A 20083-nucleotide genomic window follows, 5' to 3' on the forward strand; every position below is an offset into this window, starting at 1 on the left:
CTTCAAATGGCGCGGGCGTTAGGCTGGCGTCGCGTTGGGCGTCAGCGCATCACGAAGGGATTGGCTTGCGCGGGGCCATAGTCCATCCATACGCATTTGGTTTCGAGGAAGTCATAGATCGCATCCTGCCCGCTTTCGCGGCCAAGGCCCGAATGCTTGATGCCGCCGAAGGGCGCCATATAGCTCACGGCGCGGTAGCAGTTTGTCCACACCGTGCCGGCTTTCAGCCGCTTTGCTGCCGTGAAGGCGCGGCGCTGGCTTGCCGTCCATATGCCGGCGGCCAGGCCATAATTCGTATCGTTGGCCAGAGCATAAGCTTCGTCATCTTCCTTAAAAGTGATGACGGACAGCACAGGCCCGAACACTTCTTCCTGCGCGATGCGCATGGAGTTCTTCACCCGGTCGAAAACCGTCGGCTCGATGAACCAGCCGTCGCCGCACTCGGGCCTGGTGGAGGGAACCCCGCCCATCACGCATTCGGCACCTTCCGTCTTCGCCATGTCGATACAGGAGAGGATGCGCTTGAATTGCGACTGCGTTGTCACCGGGCCCACCTGCGTGGTGCGCTCCATGGGATCGCCCATCTGCGCCGTTTTCGCCAGCGCCAGGAATTGCTCCAGAAACTGGTCATGAACGCTTTCATGCACCAGCACGCGCGAACCTGCGATGCAGGTCTGCCCGGTTGCCGCGAAGATGCCGGAGACGACGCCCTTCACGGCGTTGCCGATGTCGGCATCGGGGAAAATCACCTGCGCCGACTTGCCGCCCAGTTCGAGGCTGACGCGCTTGAAACCCGCCATGGCATTTTGCGCGATGTGGCGGCCACTGGCTTCGCCACCGGTGAAGGCGATCTTGTCGACGCCTTTGTGGGTGGTCAAAGCCTCGCCCACATCGGCGCCAAATCCCGTCACCACATTGATGACGCCGGGCGGAAACCCTGCCTCCTCAACCAGCTTCATGAGTTCGAGCGTTGAGGCGGAGGTGAATTCCGATGGCTTCAGCACCAGCGTGCAGCCCGCCGCGAGGGCAGGCGCCAATTTCCATGTGGTGAGGAGGAGGGGAGAGTTCCATGGCGTGATGGCCGCCACCACGCCCACCGGCTCATGCCGCGTGTAGGCAAACATGTCGGGCTTGTCGATCGGCAGCACGCCGCCCTCGATCTTGTCCGCAAGGCCGCCGAAGTAGTGATACCATTGCGGGATATAGCCCACCTGACCGCGCATTTCGGCGATCAGCTTGCCATTGTCCTGCACCTCGATGGCCGCCAGATGATCCGCGTCCCGTGCGATCAGATCGGCGAAGCGCCGCATCAATTGCCCGCGCTGGGAGGGATGCATGGCCGCCCATGCGCCGTGCTCCAGGGCGCGCCGCGCGGCCTCGACCGCGCGGTCCACATCAGCAGGGGCGCATTTGGGAATGCGCGCCCAGGGTTTGCCGGTGAAAGGATCGAAGGAGTCGAAACTCTCGCCGGTCGAGGCATTCACCCATTCGCCGCCGATGAAGCATTGATAGGTCTTGGTGGCGGGCTGGCGCGGCATGAAAAGCTCCGTTGTCTCAGGCGAAATCGATGATCTGCCGGATGGCCTGACCCTCATGCAGACGGTCAAAGCCTTCATTGATTTCGCCAAGCTTGAGGCGATGCGTCATCAGCTTGTCCACCGGCAGCTTGCCGCGGTTGTAAAGGCCGAGGAAGCGCGGGATATCGCGCGTGGGCACGCCCGATCCGAGATAGGAACCCTTGAGGGTGCGCTCTTCCGCCACCAACGTGACAGGAGCGAGCTGCATCATTGCCTTGGGGTTGGGAAGCCCGGCTGTTACCGTGGTGCCGCCGCGCCGGGTGATCGAATAGGAAAATTCAAGCGCCCGCGCCGAGCCTGCGAATTCAAGCGCCGCATCGACGCCGCCCTTGGTCGCCTCGCGCACCTTGGCGGTGACATCGGGATCGGCGGCATTGAACGTATCGGTGGCGCCCAATTCCTTTGCGAAGGCGAGCTTTGAATCGAGCGTATCAACTGCGACGATACGCTCGGCGCCGCTCGCCACCGCGCCCAGAATGGCGGCAAGGCCCACGCCGCCCAGCCCCACAACGGCGGTGGTGGCGCCGGGATGAACGCTGCCGGTGTTGAAGATGGCGCCCGCTCCCGTCAGCACGGCGCAGCCCATAAGGGCCGCGATATGCAGCGGCAGTTCCTTGTCGACCTTCACAACCGAATGCTGCGACACAACGGCATGATCTGCGAAGCCCGAGACGCCGCAATGGTGGAACACGCGCTCGCCCTTACGGCTCAAGCGGAAGCCGCCCGCCAACATCTCGCCCGCGCCATTTGATTTCGCACCGTTTTCGCAGAGCGCCGGACGGCCCTGCTGGCAGGGCGAGCAATGGCCGCAGGTCGGCACGAACACGCAGACGACGTGATCGCCAACCTTGAGCGAGTGCACGTCGGGGCCGACAGCCTCCACGATGCCCGCTGCCTCATGGCCCAACACCATCGGCACGGGGCGCGGGCGGTCGCCGTTGATGACGGAAAGATCGGAATGGCAGAGGCCCGCGGCGACGATGCGCAGCAGAATTTCACCAGAGCGGGGAGCCTCAAGGTCAAGCTCCTGCACCACCATGGGTTTGGCTTTGGCGTAAGGGCCGGGGCGGCCCATTTCCTCAAGTACCGCTGCCTGGATTTTCATGTTCGTTTCCTCCCTCGTTGCGCAGGCGCGCTGTCGGAAAGCGGCCCGTGTTCCCGTTGCTGCGAGGTTTTGCGCGCTGCCACTAGAAACCCCGCGATGTGAAATTCAAACTATCAAAAAACGCTACAGGCCATATCGCCATGTTATTGCGGCTCCTCGAGCGTGGCGCCGAGCCGCCTTGAAATGCGCCCGGCAAAATCCTTCACACCGGCGATCACCGTATCGCGGTTCTTGAGAATCGGATCGCTGGCGGGAATGCTTACCGCAATGGCGGCAATGGGATGATTGCCCGAATCGAGAACCGCGCTTCCGAAACAGATCATGCCTTCGCTGGTTTCCTGATTGTCGATGGAATAGCCGTCCTTCCGGTATTTCCGCACATCGGTCATCAGCCGCTCTAGCGTTTGCACGGAATAGCGGGTGAGGGGTTTGGGAAAGCCATTTTCAAACAGTTCAGCGATACGGGCATCGGGCAAATGCGAGAGAAGCGCCTTGCCGGTTGCCGTAAATGCAGCGGGAAGCCGCATGCCGATGCGGAAGTTCATCCCCGGCGTGCGCCCGGAATTGCGCGTCGCAACATAAACAATCTCGGCGCCATCGCGCACCGAAAGCGCGATCGTAGCGCCCGGCAGGCCGGTGCTTTCATCCCAGATATTCGCAAACTCCGCCGCAACGTCGCTCCGCTGCTGAAACACATTCGCCCAGCGCATCACATGCGGGCCGATCGTGTAGGTCTGGTCGGCCTTGCGGAAAATGAGATTCAGCTCGAGCAGCGTGGCGCACAAATTATGTGCACTGCTTTTGGGCAGATCCAGCGCGTCGGCGATTTGCTGGGCTGTTACAGGCTGTTTCGACTCGGCGATGAAATCGAGAATCGCAGCGCCGCGGGTGAGCGCCGGCACGAGGGCGGCGGCCTGTTTCTTCCGTGGCGCGCGCTTTGTGGCGTGGATGGCTTTCGGCATTTCCTGTCCCATTGTCGGCGATGCCGTTGTTTTTTTGGCTGGCATCTGCCTCAAGTCTTGACTTCCAATGCATAGCTCAATTATGGTTCAGCTTACAAGACAAAGTTCAGCTAAATGAACTGCAGGCAATGGGTGGAAACAGGATCAGCCTCCGCAATTGTGGTTTGATTGAAATCGCGCCCTGAAAGCGCGGTTTTTCCTGCTTCGCGCCTGGGCTTGTGCTCAGGAAGAGATGACGATGCGGATGAATGAGTGGGCTGTGCGCTTTGGCGAGGCCTCGGACGGCGATCCCGCCATTGGGGCCATGGCGAAGGATTTCACCTGCACCTATCTCTATGACATGGGCTCCGAGAAGGCCATCATCGAGATGGTTGACGGCAAGGTCTACCGCATCAACATCAGCCCCGGACCCATGGACGCCTATGACTTCGCGCTCAGGGCCTCCGCCGAGACATGGCGCGAGTTCGCAAGGCCGGTGCCCAAGCCCATGTATCATGGAATCTGGGCCGCCTCCTTCCGCAAGGATCTCAAGATCGAGGGCAATACGCTGGTTTTGATGCAGAACCTCCGCAACATCACGCTGCAGTTCGAACTGCTGCGCAAGACCGGCGTGCCGGTGTGATGGCGGCCCCGATGCACAAGGATGATTTCAAATGGTGAAGCATTCCCCGGTCATCGGCCGCTACGTGACGATCGATGTCGATGGCTGCGAGTACAAGGTGTTCTACCTGCGCAACGGCAGGGGCCAGCCGCTGGTGTGCCAGCACACGGCAGGCTGCCACAATCATCAGTGGCGCGACCTTCTGGAAGATTCCGACATCACCGCCAAATATGACGTGATTGCCTACGACCTTGCGCGCCATGGCAAGTCCGATCCGCCGCTCAACAAGGAATGGTGGAAAGAGGAATACCGCCTCACCGCCGATCACTACATGAAATTCATCGTCAAGTTCTGCGATGCGCTGGAGCTTGAGAAGCCGATCTTCATGGGTTCCTCCTTCGGCGGCAACGTCGCGCTGCAACTGGCGCTGCATTATCCAGACCGATTCCGCGCCGTGATCCCGGTTGAAGCCGCCGCGCACGCACCGGGCTTTTTCCTCGAATGGTGGCGTCATCCCCATGCCAATGCCGCGCAGGTCTGCGCCAGCGGCGTGTGGGATCTAATGGCGCCGCAAAGCCCAGACCGCGACCGCTGGCTGACCTGGCATTATTACACGCAAGGTTCAGAGGCCTTCCGCGGCGATCTCTATTTCTATTCCGTCGATCATGATCTCCGGAACGATCTGCAGAATATCGATACACGGCGCTGCCCGGTGGTGATGATGACGGGAACCTATGACTATCTCACCCCGCCCGAGGCCACCGAAGCCACGGCCAGCAAAATTCCCGGCGGCATCTATATCGAAATGGAAGACATCGGGCATTTCCCCATGAGCGAAAATTACCCGGTGTTCCGCACCTATCTCATCGAAGCCCTGAAGATCATCGATCGCAAGGCCTCGGCCTGACGAACGCCCCAAGGAAACGCGAGATTAGATATGAAAATCGTAAGCTTTGACGAAAAGGGGCGGCAGGTCGAGATGGACAGCCGGTCGGTTACTCCGGCCGGAACGCAAAGTCATCTCGCCCCGCGGCCGTTCACGCTCGCCCCGGCAAGGAGCGTCACCAGCGGGCGCGGCAATTCCGACATCAAGCTCTATATGTTCCAGACCGGAACGCTGCGCACCAAGCTCAAATACATCAAGATGAACTTCAGCGACGAGGACTACGAAATCCCCGTGCCGTGGTTCCTCATCAAGCATCCGCTCGGCAATGTGGTGATCGACGGCGGCAATGCCATCGAGGCGGCGATCGATCCGCGCGCCCACTGGGGCCATGTGGTGGATGCCTATGACCCCATCATGAACATCCGCGACAATTGCGTCGACCAGTGCCGTTCTGTGGGCGTTGAGCCGCATGACGTGCGCTATGTCGTGCAGTCGCATCTGCATCTTGATCATTCCGGCGCCATTGGCCGGTTCCCGCGCGCCCAGCACATCGTGCAGAGTATTGAATATGAATATGCTTTCAAGCCGGACTGGTTCGCGGCGGCGGGTTATATCCGCGCCGATTTCGACCGGCCGGGCCTCGACTGGAAATTCCTCGGTGGTGAATACACCGACAATTTCGATCTTTTTGGCGATGGGGTGATCCGCATGATCTTCACGCCTGGCCATTCGCCGGGGCACCAGTCGTTCCTGATTACGCTGCCGAATTCAGGCCCCATCCTGCTCACCGTCGATGCGGCTTACACAATAGATCACTGGAACGACAAGGCGCTGCCTGGCTTCCTGACATCAGCGGTCGAATCTGCGCATTCCGTCGCCAAGCTGCGCCGCGTCGCCGAGATGACCGGCGCCCAAGTGGTGACCGGCCATGACCCCGTCCTGTGGAAGAATTTCCGCAAGGCGCCTGACTCTTTTTACGACTAAGCAAAATTCCGCGCCGGAAGCGCGGATGAAACCGCCCCACAACCCCGGCCCAAAGCGGGATTCAAGACGGTCAAGACCAACGGGAGGAAAGAGAATGAAATTCAGTTTGAAATCGATGGCGGTAGCCTGCGTGGTCAGCCTTGCCGCCCTGGCCGGCCAGGCCAAGGCGGACGGGCTTGACGAATTGAGCCCGGACCTCGTGAAGCAGCTCTACAACAAGGACATGATCGATCCGGCGCAGCCGATCGGCCCCAGCCCCTATCGCACCTTCAAGGCGAAGAAGGGCCCTTGGCTCATCGGCTATGCCAGTTCCTACGCCGGCAATACCTGGCGCGCCAACGCGCTTGACCATCTGCTGAAGAACATCGTTCCCCAGTGGCAGAAGCTGGGTCTCGTGAAGGACATCATCGTCACGCAGTCGAATCTCAACGACTCGACGCAGATCCAGCAGATGCGCCAGTTGATCGACCAGGGCGTTGATGGCCTGATCATCTGCTGCTCGAACCCCACCGCCCTGAACCAGACGATCAAATATGCCTATGACAAGGGTGTACCGGTCGTCACGTTCACCGGCTACGCGACGTCGGAATATTCGATCAACACCTCGTCCAACTATCAGGTGACGGGATTCGAGATCGGCAAGTCGATGGCCGATGCGCTGGGCGGCAAGGGCAATGTGCTTGTCGTCGAAGGCATTCCCGGAACGTCGACGTCCGACAGCCAGGACCGCGGCGTGAAGGCGGGCCTTGCGTCGGCGCCCGGCATCAAGGTGGTAGGTTCCATCGCCGGCATGTGGACGGACCAGGTGGCGCAGGGCGAAGTGCAGAAGTGGCTCGCCACGCACCCCGGCAAGCTTGACGGCATCGTCGTCCAGTCCGCCGCTGAAATGGGCGTGCTGCGCGCGCTGGCGCAGTCCGGCCGCAAGGGCATCAAGGTCGCCATTGGCGGCGAGCTTGGGGCGCTTTGCACCTGGCGGAAAAATCCTGAGCTGATCGACGTGGCGATTCAGGGCTGGCCGCCCAAGGACGAAATGGAAATGGCGTGGGGTCTGATGATGCGCACGCTTGAAGGCCAGGGTCCGAAGGTGCAGTCGGTGCTGATGGCGCCGGTGAAGCTCACCCACGACGACATCATGAAGCTGGTGCCGGAAAACTGCGACGAGAACAGCCAGGAATGGCTGGCGGTCGGCTCCGACAAGTGGGGCGGACCGGTGCTCGACCAGTTCTTCGTGCATCCCGCCGATCCGGCGGCTTACAAGCCCTGATCACTGATCATGTGCCGTCCGGCGAAAGCCGGGCGGCATGTCTCTCCGGAACAGCACAGTGAAGCGTGAAGCGGCCATCGAAACATCTTCGCAGGGGAAGCCCGTCACCATCGCGGTTTCCAATGTGAAGAAGTATTTTGGCCCCACACGCGCGCTGGACGGCTGCTCCTTCTCCGCCGTGGCGGGCGAGATCCACGCGGTCGTCGGTGGCAATGGCTGCGGCAAGAGCACCATGGCCAAGGTTGTCTCCGGCGTTCTCGAGATTGACTCCGGTACGGTGTCGATTCTTGGCGAGACGCCCACCACGCCGGCAGAATCCCGAGCCATCGGCATCGCCACCGTGTTTCAGGAAGTGCTGGTGGCGGATGAATGCAGTGTCGTCGACAATCTCTTCATGGGCGCCGACGACCTGTTCTCCAACGTCATTCCCTGGGACGAAAAGATTGAACGCGCGGCGCGCATGATGCGCGAACTGTCCGGCGAAGCCGTCGATCCCCTGGCGCTGGCGGGCACGTTGCCGCTGAATATCAAACAGTGGATCACCATCGCCCGCGCCATGCTGGCGAATCCGAAAATCCTCATTCTCGATGAAATCCTCAGCGGCGCTCGATCTCGACAGCACGCGCCGCCTGTTCGCCAAGATGCGCGAGATGCGCGATGCCGGCACCACCATCCTCATCGTCACGCACCGCATTGCCGAACTCATCGAAATCTCCGACCGAGCCACCGTGCTGCGAGATGGCCGTGATGTCGGCGTGCTCGAGAAGGGCCAGATCACCGAAGCCAATCTTCTTTCGCTGATGTCCGGCAGTGATCACGCCAAGACTTCGCATGACCAGAAGCCGCCGCGCCCCGAAGCGCGCGAGGTCATCATGCGCGGGAAAAATCTGGTGGTCTGGCCGGCTGGCGCGCCGTTCGATTTCGAACTGCTCAAGGGCGAAGTGGTTGGCGTCGTCGGGCTAGACGGGCAGGGGCAAAGCGAATTCGTGAAAACTCTGGCCGGTGTCCAGCCGCCGCTTTCGGGTTTCGTCGAGGTCTTCAAGCCGGACGGCAAGAGCGAACTCATCGACGGATTGTCGGCGGCGTCGGACTCGAAAGTCACCTATGTGTCGGGCGACCGCAAGCGCGAAGGCATTTTTGCCTCGCTCAGCATTTTCGAGAACATGGTGATGCCGCTTTACCGCCAGCGCACCCATGGCGGAAAGCTCGGCATCATCGACTGGACCGCGCTTGCCACCGCGTTCCGGCGCGGCGCGGAGAACCTGCTCATCAAATATGGCGACAAAGGAGACCGCATCACCTCGCTTTCCGGCGGAAATCAGCAGAAGGTGCTGATCGGCCGGGGCTTCGCCATGCGACCCAATATCATGGTGCTGAACGATCCGGCGCGCGGCATCGATGTGGGCGCCAAGTCGGAACTCTATAAGCATCTGCGGGCCTTTGCCGTAAGCGGCAAATCCGTTGTCTATATGTCGAGCGAGCTTGAGGAATTCATGGGCTTTGCCACGCGGGTGATCGTGTTTCGCCATGGCAGCCCCTTTGCGTCTTTCGACGGCGAGACGCTGGACGGCCGGTGCATTCTGGAAGCGATGTTTGGGCAGAAGGGTGCCGGCACCCTGCAACATAAAAAGCCGGAGATGTTCCCGTCTGAGGAAGAAACACCGCGCCCGCCGATCCGGCTGGTGGAATCGCCCGTTCCTGTTCCGGAGCGCCGCCACATCCGCGTGGTTGAATATGGGCAAAACGGCGAAGTCGTGTCGCGGAGTGCGCGATGACGGCGGAAGCACTCATCCTTCCCGCGCAGGAGGCCGAATCCCGTCCGGCGCGCGGCGGCACGTCCAGCGTCGAACTGCTGATGCCGATCACGCTCATGTTCGCGCTGCTGATCATGGCCGTCATTCGTTCGCCCATGCTGATTTCATCGGCTGGCATCGGCGCGGCCAGTATCGTGGCGGCGCCGCTCATCCTTGCCACCTATGCGCTGATGGCCACGGTGATCGCCGGGCGGGGAACGGTTGATCTCGCTATTGGCCCGCTCATCAGCTTCATCAACGTCACGATGATCCAACTCGTCGGCGCAGGCCTCATCGGGTCTCCCATTTCCGTGTTTATCTACTGCATTCTCGCCGGCATCGCCTATCAGGTCGTAATGGCGCTGATCGTGATTTACGTGCGCGTGCAGCCAATCATCGTATCGCTCAGCGGCTACCTTGCGCTGTCCGGCATCAATCTGGTGATCCTGCCAAGGCCGGGCGGCGTCGCGCCGGATTTCATGGCGGATTGGGGCGCGGGAACTTCCGTGTTCTCGCCGTCCCTTGCCATCGTGGTGTTGGCCACGGTCTTCTGGCTTCTCTTCAAGCGCACGGCCTTCTACACCCATCTGCGCCTCATGGGTTCGGATGAGCGGGCAGCTTTCACGACTGGCATTCCCATCACCAAGGTCCGCATCGGCGCGCATGTGATTTCCGGCATCTTCGCGGCGCTGGCCTCGATCTGCTTCACCTCGCTCATCAGTTCGGGAGATCCGGGGCAGGGCACCACCTACACTTTGACGGCGGTGACCGCCCTGGTGCTGGGTGGCGCATCGCTGGGCGGGGGGCGCGCGGGTGTGATGGGCTCGCTGCTGGGCGCCATCAATATCTATTTGATCAGTTATTGCCTCTCGACTTTCAATTTCGGCACAGTGCAGAGCTTCGTCACCCAGCTCTCCTATGGCGCGATCCTGGTGATCTCGCTGCTGATGACCCTCATCCTGCCGTTCATACAGCGCCATGTTCACAAGTTTTCGGCGCTTCTCTATTTCGTCGTGCTGGCGGTTGGCGCATTCGGCGTGATCCTGCACGCCACTTATAATTACGCTGCCCTGAAGCTTGCCAGCGGCCCGGCGCCCAAGCTCTTCACGCCTGTCGATCTGGGTTTCGCCGCAGGCGGGCACGCATCGCTTCTCACCTATTGGCTGTCGGCTGCTTTTGTCGGCGTCACCATTCCGCTGCTGCTGCGCATTCTCGTGCAGCGGTCGGGCAAGAGTGATATTTCGCCCGCCATATATGTGGTGGTCATCGCGCTCATCCTGCTTGTTGCCTATGCGATCTCTCATGGCCTGATGGGCGCTCAGGTGAAGCCATGAGCATCGAATATACACCGCAGCCGCGCCTTGGCCTGATGACGCGCCTGATAGGGCTGCTGCTGGCGCTCGGCCTGACGGCGGGCGGCGTCGTCCTTGGCTTCCAGCAATCGCTGCCGGTGCAGTATATCATCCTGTCCGCCGTCGCGACCCTCGCGCTTTCCGTCTGGGTGTGGCGGTTCCTGGCCGTTCAGTTCCAGGCGAGCGAGGCGATCGCGGGTGCGGTGCCGCAGCCGTCCGAGGCGCGCGCCGCCTGGGCGCAGCACAAGCTGGCGATCATCGGCTTCCTGATCTTCGCGGCGCTCTTCGCCATCCTGTCGATCACCGTTGACGGCTTCTTCAACATCTACTCCATCATTTCGGCGCTGATCCTCATTGCGATCATCGTGCTCACGGTGAAGTTCAGCCGCTACATGGCGGAGAACCGCTCGTCCTTCATCGGCCTCATGGTGCTGGCCGGGCTCTTTTCGGTGGGCTCGATGACCATCGAAGGCTTCGCCTCGCTGGACAACGTAAAGTCCATGCTGGTCTTTGCGGCGTTCCTTGGGCTTGCCTGCGTGGGGCAAACGCTGGTGGCGCTTCTGGGCGGGCTTGATCTTTCCATTCCCTTCGTCATCGGCGGCGCCAATGTGCTGCTGCTCTATATCATCGGCCTTGGCGTGCCGCCGTGGCTGGCCTTTATCCTCATCATCCTCGGCGGCGCCCTCGTGGGTCTGATCAACGGCATCCTGAGCTACAGGCTGCAAGGGCAGGCGCTGATCGTCACGCTGGGCGTGGGCTTTGCCGTGTCGGGCGGCACGCAGATCATCACCTCGCTTGGCTCTGCTTACAGCGGCAACGTGTTCGGCGTGGTGCCCCCGTGGCTCAGCAACATCGCCGCCATGAACGGCACCACCTTCGGCATGAATTTCCCGGCCGTCATCGCCATCTGGGCCGTTGTCGCCATCGTGCTGATCTTTGGGCTGAACTACACTGTCTACGGGCGGTATCTCTATGCGCTTGGCGTCAACCGGGTTTCGGCCAGCCGCGTCAACATCTCCGAGCGCGCCTACTGGTTCTGGGCCTATATCATCAGCGGCGCGTTCTCGGCCTTCACCGGATCATTGCTGCTGGGCTGGAGCGGCGGCGGCTTTATCGGGGTGGGTGATCCTTACCTGTTCATGACCATCGCTGCCGTCGTCGTCGGCGGAACCTCGCTGCTCGGCGGCAATGGCGGTTATGGCTTCACGGTGATCGGCGTGCTCGTGCTGCAGGTCCTGACGTCCTTCCTCGTCGGGCTGGGACTCGAGTTCGAGTGGCAGCAATTCATCTTCGGGCTGCTGATCCTGCCCATGGTGGCGCTCTATGCCCGTTCACCGCACATCCGCACCCAAATCTGATCGAGAGAGAAAGCGCCGGAGCAACACATGTCATCAAACTTCATGAAAGCGTCAGACCTGGTGGCGGCGGGATTTTCCACCGCCCTGCTGGCGCTGGCCTGCGCCGCGGTGCTGCTTCTCGTGGGAACCGGCTGGGTCAGACGCGGCTGGAAGCTGCCGGTGCTGCTGGCTGCCATTGCCGCGCTCGCAGGAGCGCTCAGCACCCAGGAGGCGCGGAATGCCTGGATCGCCACGGCGGCAACGCCGCTCGATTATTTCTACGCCTGCTGGTTCGTCTCGATGCCGCTGCAGATCGCGGCGCTTTACTTCGCGGTGCGCCAGGCCGGGGCGCTTTCTGTGGCGCTTTTCTGGCGGATGATCGGCATCACCGCGCTCATGGTGCTGGTGCGCTATCTCGGTGATGCGGGCTACATGAACGCCACGCTGAGTTTCCTCATCGGCATCATCCTGTGGCTCTATGTTCTCGGAGAACTGTTTTTCGGCCGCATGGATGAAGTAGTGGCGAAATCCCGCATGCCCGTTCTTCGCCGCGGCTATTTCTGGCTGCGGCTCATCGTGGCCATCGGCTGGGCCATCTATCCGCTGGTGCAGTTCCTGCTCAGCAGCGGCAATGTGGTGAGTTCCGGCGCCGTCAGCCTCACTTACAGCCTGTTTGAATTTCCCAACCGCATCGCCTTTGGCCTGGCGCTTTTGGCGATCGCCCTGATTGAAAGCCCGGAGGACAAGCCATGAGCGCGCAACCCTCCCTGACCAAGACCTGTTCCAAGAAGGATATGGCCCCATGAACGGCGCAGATATCATTGCAATCGTCATTCTCGTCGCGATCATCATCGCCGTGCTGGCCTATCTGCTGCACTGGCTGTACCGGCGGTCCACCAAAGACATTTCCTTCGTGCGCACCGGCTTCGGCGGCGAAAAGGTGGTGATGGGCGGCGGCGCCTTCGTGCTCCCCATCATCCATGACTGGACGGAAGTGAGCATGAACACGCTCCGACTCGAAGTGCAGCGGGTGCGCGAGAAATCGCTCATCACCAAGGACCGCATGCGCGTCGAGCTGATCGTTGAATTCTTCGTGCGCGTGATCCCCGATGCCGCATCGGTCGCCACCGCCGCCCGCACGCTGGGCAGCCGCACCATGAACTCGGAAAGCCTCAAGGAACTGGTGCAGGGCCGCTTCGTCGACGCCATGGGCGCCGTCGCCGCCTCCATGACCATGGAGCAGATGCACGAGCATCGCGACACCTTCATCAAGGCCGTTAAGCATGAGGTGGGCCAGACTCTCACGCCCAACGGGCTGGAGATCGAGGCCGTGTCGCTCACCTCACTCGACCAGACGGACATGAAGCTCTTCAACCCGTCCAACGCCTTCGATGCCGAGGGCCTGACGCGCCTCACCGAGGAGATCGAGTCACGCAAGAAGAAGCGCAACGACATCGAGCAGGATACGGCCATCTCCATCCGCAAGAAGAATCTGGAAGCCGAAAAGCTCACGCTCAACCTGCAGCGCGAAAGCGAATATGCCAGGCTGGCGCAGGAGAGCGAAGTCGCCCTGCGGCGGGCGCAGCAGCGTGCCGAAGTAGCGCAGGATGGCGCCCTTCGTGAACGCCAGATCGAGGAGCGCCGCATCAAGGAACGCGAGGCCGTGGAACGCGCCCGCATCGAACTGGAACAGCAGATCCAGTTGCTGGAAATCCAGCGCGATCAGGCGCGCGCCATCGAGGAGCAGCAGAAGGAAATTGCGCTCGCGCAAAAGGCCAAGGAGCGTTCTGAAATGCTGGCGGTGGCCGAGCAGGCGCGCATCAAGGTAGTGGAGGCACAGGAAAAATCCCTCACCGTGCGCGACATGGAAATCGCCAACCGCCGCAAGGCCGTCGAAATCCTAGAGGCGCAGCAGCAGGCCGAACGCGAGGCGATCCGCCTCAAGGTGGCAGCCGAGGCTGAAAAAGCCGCCGCCAAGGACAGGGCCGATGCCGACCGGATTGCGGTGGCCGCGCTCAAGGAGCGTTTCGCTGTTGAGGCCGAAGGCAAGCGGTGGGCCAATGAGGCGGAGAACATGCGTTCCGATGCCAGCCGCCGCAGCGGCCTTCATCAGCGCCTCATGGAAAATCTGCCCGCCATCATCCGCGAAAGCGTCAAGCCGATGGAAAAGATCAGCGAGATCAAGATCGTGCAGGTGGAGGGCTTGGCTGGTGTCACCGCCGGCGGCAATGGCGGCGGTGGAGGCGGCACACCTGGCAACACCGTGCCGCCGGATGGAAACCTCGCGGAACAGGTGGTGAGCTCAGCACTCCGCTACCGCACCCATGCGCCCTTCGTTGACATGATGCTGGGCGAGATTGGCATGTCGGGCGACAGCGTGCACAAGATCGAAAACCTGCAGAACCTGTCGAAGCTGGTCTACACGCAGCCCGATGCGGTGAAGCCGCCTCTGGCGCCGGAAGAAAAGCCAGCACAGCGGAAGAAGGACAAGTAGCGGGGCCATCGCGGGCTTTGCCAAGCCCGCGTCTTGCCCGGCTGCGGAGGCCTGAATGGAGAATGAGAAAACAATCGAGCGCCGGGCCGCCGTCTTCGCCGTGTGGATGACGCTCGGCACGCTTGGCCTGTGCCTTGTTCTCCAGGGAATCTCGGCCAACGCCCTGCTGCTTGGCTTGAGCGGCGTTGCGGTTCTGGTGGCGGGCTTCATCGGGCATATCATCGTCAACGCGGTGTTCGGAACCGACTTCACGCAGGGCGAAATCGCCTTTGGCACGGCGGCGGGAACGGTGATCGCCGCTCTCGTCGTGATGGGATGGATGACGGGCGGAGCCACGCTCACCGGGCAATATATCGCCGGCGCCCTGATGTTCGTGCTCCTCGTCAGCGTGCTCGCCTATCTCGTTCACCGCTTCGGCGTGCGCGGGATGTTTTCCCGCTTCCACACCCGGGGCGCGGACGGGCAGGACGAATGATGGCGCCGCCGCTCATCTGGCTCTTCGCATTCGGAACGGCGTATCTCGCCGTTCTCATGTTCTGGGCGCGGATCGCCGCGCGGCAGGCAACGCCTGTTCAGAACTTTTTGCGCCCGGTGCGGGCGGCGGCGCCCTTCATGGCCGTGATGACCATTGGTGCCGCCAGCTTCGGGCCGTTTCTGGCCATGAACTTCGCCGATGGCGTGGCCGTGCAGGGGTTCGGCTTCGCGGCCATAGCCCTTGGCGGCGTAGTGGTGCCGCTGACCGGCGTTCTGTTCTTCAAGCGTATCTGGGCGCTGAGCCTGCGCTTCGGATCGTACAATCAGGCGCGCTTCCTTGAAGATTTTTACGAGAGCAAGACGCTCTCCGTGCTTTCGGCCATGATCGCCGTTCTGTTCGCGCTGACGCTGGGCGGGCGGGTGCTGGCGGAGATGGCGCTGCTGTTCAGCGATGTTTCGGGCGCCGGGTTCAATCCTCTCTATTCATTGGCGCTGCTGTCTTTCATGCTTGCCGCCTATCTGGTGGCGGGAGGAATCCGCGGGCTTGTCTATCTGGGCACACTGCAAGGGGTCTTGGGCGTGGCAGGCATTCTGGGGCTGATCGCGCTGACGCTCTATCTCTCCAATGGCTATGGCGCGCTTGCCGCGACGCTGGCGGCGGTCGAGGCGAAAGGTGCTGACACGGCCGCATTGTTCACCACCAGCGGCGTCATCCAGTTCACGCGCGGATTGGGGCTCGACGCGCCATCGGGCAGCGGATGGACCGCGATGATGGTGTTCTCTTCCGTCATCGGCTTCATGGGGGTGCAGGCGTCTCCGGCCATTCACCAGCTTGTCGTCGCCAGCCGCAACACGCGCGGCATCGCGCCGGGCCAGACGTGGGTGACGGCGGCGGTGTTCGGCGGGCTCACCCTCGTACTGGCGCTGGTAGCTGGCGGTTTTGGCATCGCTTCCAATCAGCCGGCGGTGATCGAGGCGATGATGGCTGATCTGGCGCGCTGGTCGCCGTGGATGCTGGCGGCGCTCTATTTCTGCCTGGTGTCGCTGGCCTTTGTGTTTGCAGCGGCCTGCCATTTCACGGCGGCAAATATCCTGGTGGCCGATATTTATCGCCGGAACTTTCACAAGGGCCTTGATGACGGGCTGGCCACCGTGCTGATTCGCGTCACCATCGCGGTGCTTGTCGTCATATCGGCGCTGCTGTCCGCATCCTTGCCGGCGGCAACAGCGGCGCTCTCGGCGCTTTGCGTTCCCCTGAGCTTCCAGCTCGTGCCCGCGCTGATCGGGATTTGCTTTGCGCGCGGCATCACGCGGCAGGCGGCGGCGGCGGGAGCGATCATCGGCATGGTCTGCGTGATTTTGACGGAGGATGCGGGCCACTGGATGCTGCGCTTCGTGGGCGTTGAACTGCCGTGGGGCCGCTGGCCTTGGACGATGCATTCGGCGCTGTGGGGCATGTTCTTCAACCTGCTGGCGGTTCTGGTGATTTCCGTCATCACGCGAAAGCGCGAGCAGGGCGCGCTCTGGCAGGCGCGTGCGCAGTTCGTGGGCGCGGTGCTGCAGGGCTCGCCGCGCGTCGGGCTTCTGTGGTCGACGGCGTGGTCGGTGTTTCTGGCCTGGCTGTTCCTCGGCGTGGGGCCTGGCCTTGTGATGGGCAACGCCGCCTTCGTGCGCACCACCGATCAGGGCGCCAGCAATATCCTCGGCCTTCCCTCGCTCATCGTGTGGGTGATGATCGCCTGGGCGCTGGGCGTGGGGATGATCTGGTTCCTCGCCTACCGCATGGAGCTTGCGAAGCCTGTGACGCAGCGGATCGAAGGGCCGGAAGAGGTCTACCGCATGCCCGAGCGCAACCCCGGCATGAACACCGACAGGCTGGCGGCGCTGGTGTGGATCGTCCTTGCCATCGGGGCCGGCATTGCGCTCCTCGCCTGGACGTTCGGGCGCTGAGGTCAAAAAATCGCTGCCGCCGGGAATGGAAATTTCCACGGCCGATGTTTCACGTGGAACATATTCCTAGAGAAGAAAACGTTGCATTTTCGATGCTTTTTGATGCTGCAATGGTGCGAAAACATGCTCTGGCGTTGCATTTTGGTTGCCAAAAACATGCTGTTTCGATGCGGGTGAAATTGACTCTGTCAATTTGGGTGGAGGCGGTCCTCCCTTGAGGTCAGCACTCAATTGATATATATCATGATACATACCAGAAGGGCATGATGTCATGACGTCCAGAACCGCCAAGATTTTCACGACGGGCCGAAGTCAGGCGGTCCGGCTTCCGGCGGAATTCCGCTTCGAGGGGAGCGAGGTGTTTGTGCGTCGCGATCCCCGGACTGGCGATGTCATTCTCTCGCGCAAGCCAGAGTCATGGGATGGTCTCTTCGCGCTTTACGGCAAGGACGGCGTGGAGGACGGCTTCATGGGGCCGGCTGACCGGAACCAGCCGCCACAAGACCGCGATCCATTCAAGGGCTGGAAGGAATGACGCTTTGGATGCTGGACACGAATATCGCCAGCCACGTCATCAGGGGCGACAGCCAGGACATCACCCACCGTCTGGCATCGCTTCCGATAACTGATATTGCCATTTCCGCCGTCACCGAAGGCGAATTGGCCTATGGCCTTGCCAAACGCGGCTACCCGAAAGCTCTGTCCGAACGTGTCGGGCAGTTCCTTTTTCGGGTCGATGTGCTGCCTTGGAATCATGAGGCCGCGCGGCGCTATGGCGATCTGCGCGCGGCCTGCGAAGCGAAAGGCGTGATCCTTTCGCCGCTCGACATGATGATTGCCGCGCATGCGCTGGCAGCCGATGCCACGCTCGTCACGCGCGACAAGGCATTTGCGCGCGTGCCGGATTTGCATTCAGTAAGTTGGTAAGATTTTAAAAATTTTGTATTTTAAGCACGCTGGCGGGTTCTGCCCATCCTGGGATGATGTTTCCATAGACTGATCTTGGGGACGCCCTGCAGGCACCAAGATTGCAAGGTTCGCACAGGGCATCATCCTCAATTTGGCATGGATCGCTCCTTCCGAGTCTCCCATGATCCAATTGCCCGGCTGCATTCGCGTCGTCGCCGAAACTGCTGCTTTCTGCACCAAGGGATTCTGGAATGCCGTTGCCGTTCTTGTATTGGCCGCTGCATTGCCAGCCGTGGTGCAAGCTGATGACGTGAAGATATTCTATCCTACAGGGTCATTGAGCGATGAAGGGTATACCGCATATGTTGATGATACGGCGGACATGCAGAAGGTGCTTGATGAGCAAGGCGTGCTTCATCTTGAGCCAAACAAGCAATACAGGATCACGCGTTCGCTGATTATCAGCAAGGACGGCGGCGGCATAGAAGGAGACGGCACTTCAACGATCCTCATGGGAACGGGAATAGGCGAATTCGACAACGACTCAAACTCTGCCTCTACGCGCTATGCCTCCAACGCGGTCGGAATTCGAGCCGACTATATTGACGAGCCCTTCGTGCGTGGCGTCGTCATCAAGCCTGAAACCTACGTTGACAATCGCTACGTGAAGGCGATTGCGTTTAAGCACTGCTTCGACGTTGATGTTGAGAACAACGACATCTCGAATTTCAGCAAGTCCCTTGGGCTGGTCTATCTCGGCGCAGTTTCCGGAGGCGTTGTCCGAAAAAACTTCATCCACGACGTCTATACCAACGCCGAAACCTACGGGCAGATCACCGGCATTGAATTTGACAATGACGATCCGCCGTCAAAGAATGTTTTTGTCACGCAAAACAAGATATGGCGGCTCACAGTCGGGCCGGTGTTTCTGGCAAAGTTTGGTTATCAGACAGACGGCATCAATACGGTAAAGCCCCTTACCTCGGGCCTTCATTTTGTGCTCAACGACATTCGCTTCGTGGGCGAAGGGATCGACCACTTCGGAAACACGAGCATGATTTCCCGAAACCGGATCAGGAACACCTACAACTTCGGCATCAAGTTGATCCATGGTGCGAAAAAGAACAGGGTACAACTGAATCAGATTACCAATGCTGGCTTGGGCGGGATCGTCCTGTCTGGCTCCAATTCTCCCGATGTGGGAGATACATCCGGAAACGTGATTTTGAGCAATACGATTACTGGAATTGACACTATCCATTCGTGGGAGCCGAACACTACCTTTGGCATCGGCATAACTGCGAACGGATCCACAACCCAATTGCCGAGAAACAACACCATAAAAGACAACCTTATTGATCTAGGGCGGAACGGCAAGGTTGGGATTCTGGCCCAGCAAGGTGCTGGAAGCGGCAACAAGCTCATCGGCAACAAGATTTCCAATTTCAGATGGAACCAATACCTGATTGATCCGGCCGTGGCCCAAATTCAATGAAGCTGGTCACCTTCTGGGAAGGCGATACGCAAGGTGCGCCGCAAGCACTCAACGCCTGCTTCGAAAAAACATTAAAAAAAATTCAACCTCTAATAACGGCTGGATTCATAGGGTTTTCGATACATTTGAACCAAACAAGGTTCAAAACTGCATCCTGTAGTTGGTTGCCTGTCAAAGGAAACACATTACGTTACGGAATTGAGCCTCATCTTCGGCTCGACGGCTCTAAGTATGGATTTTCTAATGAAAAAGTCAGGACAGGCGAGTCCGGACGCGATGGCGCTTGACCATCCGGATTGGGATGGGACCTTTCTCGTACCGGAAAAGGCACTCAGGGAGAAAGCTTCGGACATTTCCGATATGATTTTATCACTTCACCAAAATGCAAGAGAAACCGTATTCGAGAAATTGCGATGGTGTTTGAGTAAAGCTTTCTACGAAGCTTCGGGACTCGCCACCTACAAGGTTCCGACACCGGAAGAGCAGGAATTCATTCGGTCATTGAGCGTCAATGCTCCGGCAATCCCGGCCCTCACGACCGAAGAAATGCAGGCGTTGCGAGAACTATACCTCGAAATGCTTCAACCACACCCCGGCGAGCGAGCACATCCGGAAACGTCTAGGATTGCATGCGATGTGGATTGACCATGAAAAAGGTTGCTAGCAATTATATTTTTCCAGAGCATGGGGAGCTCGGAAAAATATTGCAACAACTGCAAACGGTGCGGAAGCGAGCCCGAAAGAACAAGTACACAGGCGTGGTAGAAAATATTCGTGAGGCTGAAAAACAAATCGAGGAGCTAATCGCTTCCCGATACAATTAGTTGCATGTATGCTGGAGCGCCTCCAGGCGAAAAGAATAATGTTGCGCCCAATGGCTCGTTACCAGGCGAACGGAAA

20 protein-coding genes are annotated in these 20083 nt (G+C 60.3%); 17 read left to right on the forward strand and 3 right to left on the reverse strand.

All coding sequences use genetic code 11. The features are described from left to right. Positions 1 to 41 precede the first annotated feature (41 nt). The 3 genes from QM694_RS18640 to QM694_RS18650 form a co-directional block, all read right to left on the reverse strand. A complete protein-coding gene (locus QM694_RS18640) occupies positions 42 to 1538 on the reverse strand; it encodes an aldehyde dehydrogenase (RefSeq protein ID WP_415008404.1) in 1497 nt (498 codons plus the stop codon). Between the two features lie 16 nt (positions 1539 to 1554). Then, on the reverse strand, positions 1555 to 2682 hold the full coding sequence (locus tag QM694_RS18645) for a zinc-dependent alcohol dehydrogenase family protein (protein WP_415008405.1): 1128 nt from the start codon (positions 2680 to 2682) through the stop codon (positions 1555 to 1557). Between the two features lie 143 nt (positions 2683 to 2825). Continuing rightward, complete coding sequence (locus tag QM694_RS18650; RefSeq protein ID WP_415008406.1) at positions 2826 to 3644, reverse strand: IclR family transcriptional regulator; 819 nt, start codon at positions 3642 to 3644, stop codon at positions 2826 to 2828. 238 nt (positions 3645 to 3882) lie between these two features. Here QM694_RS18650 and QM694_RS18655 point away from each other — a divergent pair, with 238 nt between their 5' ends. The 17 genes from QM694_RS18655 to QM694_RS18735 all read left to right on the forward strand — a co-directional run bounded on the left by QM694_RS18655 (position 3883) and on the right by QM694_RS18735 (position 20007). Then, positions 3883 to 4266, forward strand: a complete 384-nt coding sequence (locus QM694_RS18655; protein WP_415008407.1) for a hypothetical protein — start codon at positions 3883 to 3885, stop codon at positions 4264 to 4266. Between the two features lie 31 nt (positions 4267 to 4297). Next, entirely contained in the window at positions 4298 to 5152 is an 855-nt protein-coding gene (locus tag QM694_RS18660; protein ID WP_415008408.1) for an alpha/beta fold hydrolase, read from the forward strand. 30 nt (positions 5153 to 5182) lie between these two features. Continuing rightward, complete coding sequence (gene attM, locus QM694_RS18665; RefSeq protein WP_415008409.1) at positions 5183 to 6115, forward strand: AttM family quorum-quenching N-acyl homoserine lactonase; 933 nt, start codon at positions 5183 to 5185, stop codon at positions 6113 to 6115. Between the two features lie 94 nt (positions 6116 to 6209). Then, positions 6210 to 7379 (forward strand): ABC transporter substrate-binding protein, encoded by a 1170-nt coding sequence (locus QM694_RS18670; protein ID WP_415008410.1) that lies wholly within the window; start codon positions 6210 to 6212, stop codon positions 7377 to 7379. 58 nt (positions 7380 to 7437) lie between these two features. Further along, positions 7438 to 8127 carry an ATP-binding cassette domain-containing protein gene (locus QM694_RS18675; protein ID WP_415008411.1) on the forward strand — a complete coding sequence of 230 codons (690 nt, stop codon included), beginning with the start codon at positions 7438 to 7440 and terminating at the stop codon, positions 8125 to 8127. 124 nt (positions 8128 to 8251) lie between these two features. Beyond that, positions 8252 to 9154, forward strand: a complete 903-nt coding sequence (locus QM694_RS18680; RefSeq protein ID WP_415008664.1) for an ATP-binding cassette domain-containing protein — start codon at positions 8252 to 8254, stop codon at positions 9152 to 9154. Further along, positions 9151 to 10506 (forward strand): ABC transporter permease, encoded by a 1356-nt coding sequence (locus tag QM694_RS18685; protein ID WP_415008412.1) that lies wholly within the window; start codon positions 9151 to 9153, stop codon positions 10504 to 10506. Before QM694_RS18680 ends, QM694_RS18685 begins: the two co-directional genes overlap by 4 nt. Further along, positions 10503 to 11882 carry an ABC transporter permease gene (locus QM694_RS18690; RefSeq protein WP_415008413.1) on the forward strand — a complete coding sequence of 460 codons (1380 nt, stop codon included), beginning with the start codon at positions 10503 to 10505 and terminating at the stop codon, positions 11880 to 11882. The genes QM694_RS18685 and QM694_RS18690 overlap by 4 nt, the downstream gene beginning before the upstream one ends. A 27-nt stretch (positions 11883 to 11909) precedes the next feature. Continuing rightward, complete coding sequence (locus tag QM694_RS18695; RefSeq protein WP_415008414.1) at positions 11910 to 12614, forward strand: bacteriorhodopsin; 705 nt, start codon at positions 11910 to 11912, stop codon at positions 12612 to 12614. A 49-nt stretch (positions 12615 to 12663) separates the two neighbouring features. Continuing rightward, positions 12664 to 14355 (forward strand): flotillin family protein, encoded by a 1692-nt coding sequence (locus QM694_RS18700; protein ID WP_415008415.1) that lies wholly within the window; start codon positions 12664 to 12666, stop codon positions 14353 to 14355. Between the two features lie 55 nt (positions 14356 to 14410). Continuing rightward, entirely contained in the window at positions 14411 to 14830 is a 420-nt protein-coding gene (locus QM694_RS18705; protein ID WP_415008416.1) for a hypothetical protein, read from the forward strand. After that, a complete protein-coding gene (locus QM694_RS18710) occupies positions 14830 to 16779 on the forward strand; it encodes a hypothetical protein (RefSeq protein ID WP_415008417.1) in 1950 nt (649 codons plus the stop codon). The genes QM694_RS18705 and QM694_RS18710 overlap by 1 nt, the downstream gene beginning before the upstream one ends. Positions 16780 to 17050: 271 nt before the next feature. After that, positions 17051 to 17314: an antitoxin gene (locus QM694_RS18715; protein WP_415008418.1), complete on the forward strand. Its 264-nt coding sequence runs from the start codon at positions 17051 to 17053 to the stop codon at positions 17312 to 17314. Further along, a complete protein-coding gene (locus tag QM694_RS18720) occupies positions 17311 to 17706 on the forward strand; it encodes a type II toxin-antitoxin system VapC family toxin (protein ID WP_415008419.1) in 396 nt (131 codons plus the stop codon). Before QM694_RS18715 ends, QM694_RS18720 begins: the two co-directional genes overlap by 4 nt. Before the next feature lie 163 nt (positions 17707 to 17869). Continuing rightward, positions 17870 to 19183 carry a right-handed parallel beta-helix repeat-containing protein gene (locus QM694_RS18725; RefSeq protein ID WP_415008420.1) on the forward strand — a complete coding sequence of 438 codons (1314 nt, stop codon included), beginning with the start codon at positions 17870 to 17872 and terminating at the stop codon, positions 19181 to 19183. Positions 19184 to 19426: 243 nt separating this feature from the next. After that, on the forward strand, positions 19427 to 19828 hold the full coding sequence (locus tag QM694_RS18730) for a hypothetical protein (RefSeq protein ID WP_415008421.1): 402 nt from the start codon (positions 19427 to 19429) through the stop codon (positions 19826 to 19828). Positions 19829 to 19830: 2 nt separating this feature from the next. Continuing rightward, positions 19831 to 20007 (forward strand): hypothetical protein, encoded by a 177-nt coding sequence (locus QM694_RS18735; RefSeq protein ID WP_415008422.1) that lies wholly within the window; start codon positions 19831 to 19833, stop codon positions 20005 to 20007. Positions 20008 to 20083 lie beyond the last annotated feature (76 nt).

It is taken from the genome of Aestuariivirga sp. (assembly GCF_047602625.1).
Classification (GTDB): domain Bacteria; phylum Pseudomonadota; class Alphaproteobacteria; order Rhizobiales; family Aestuariivirgaceae; genus Aestuariivirga.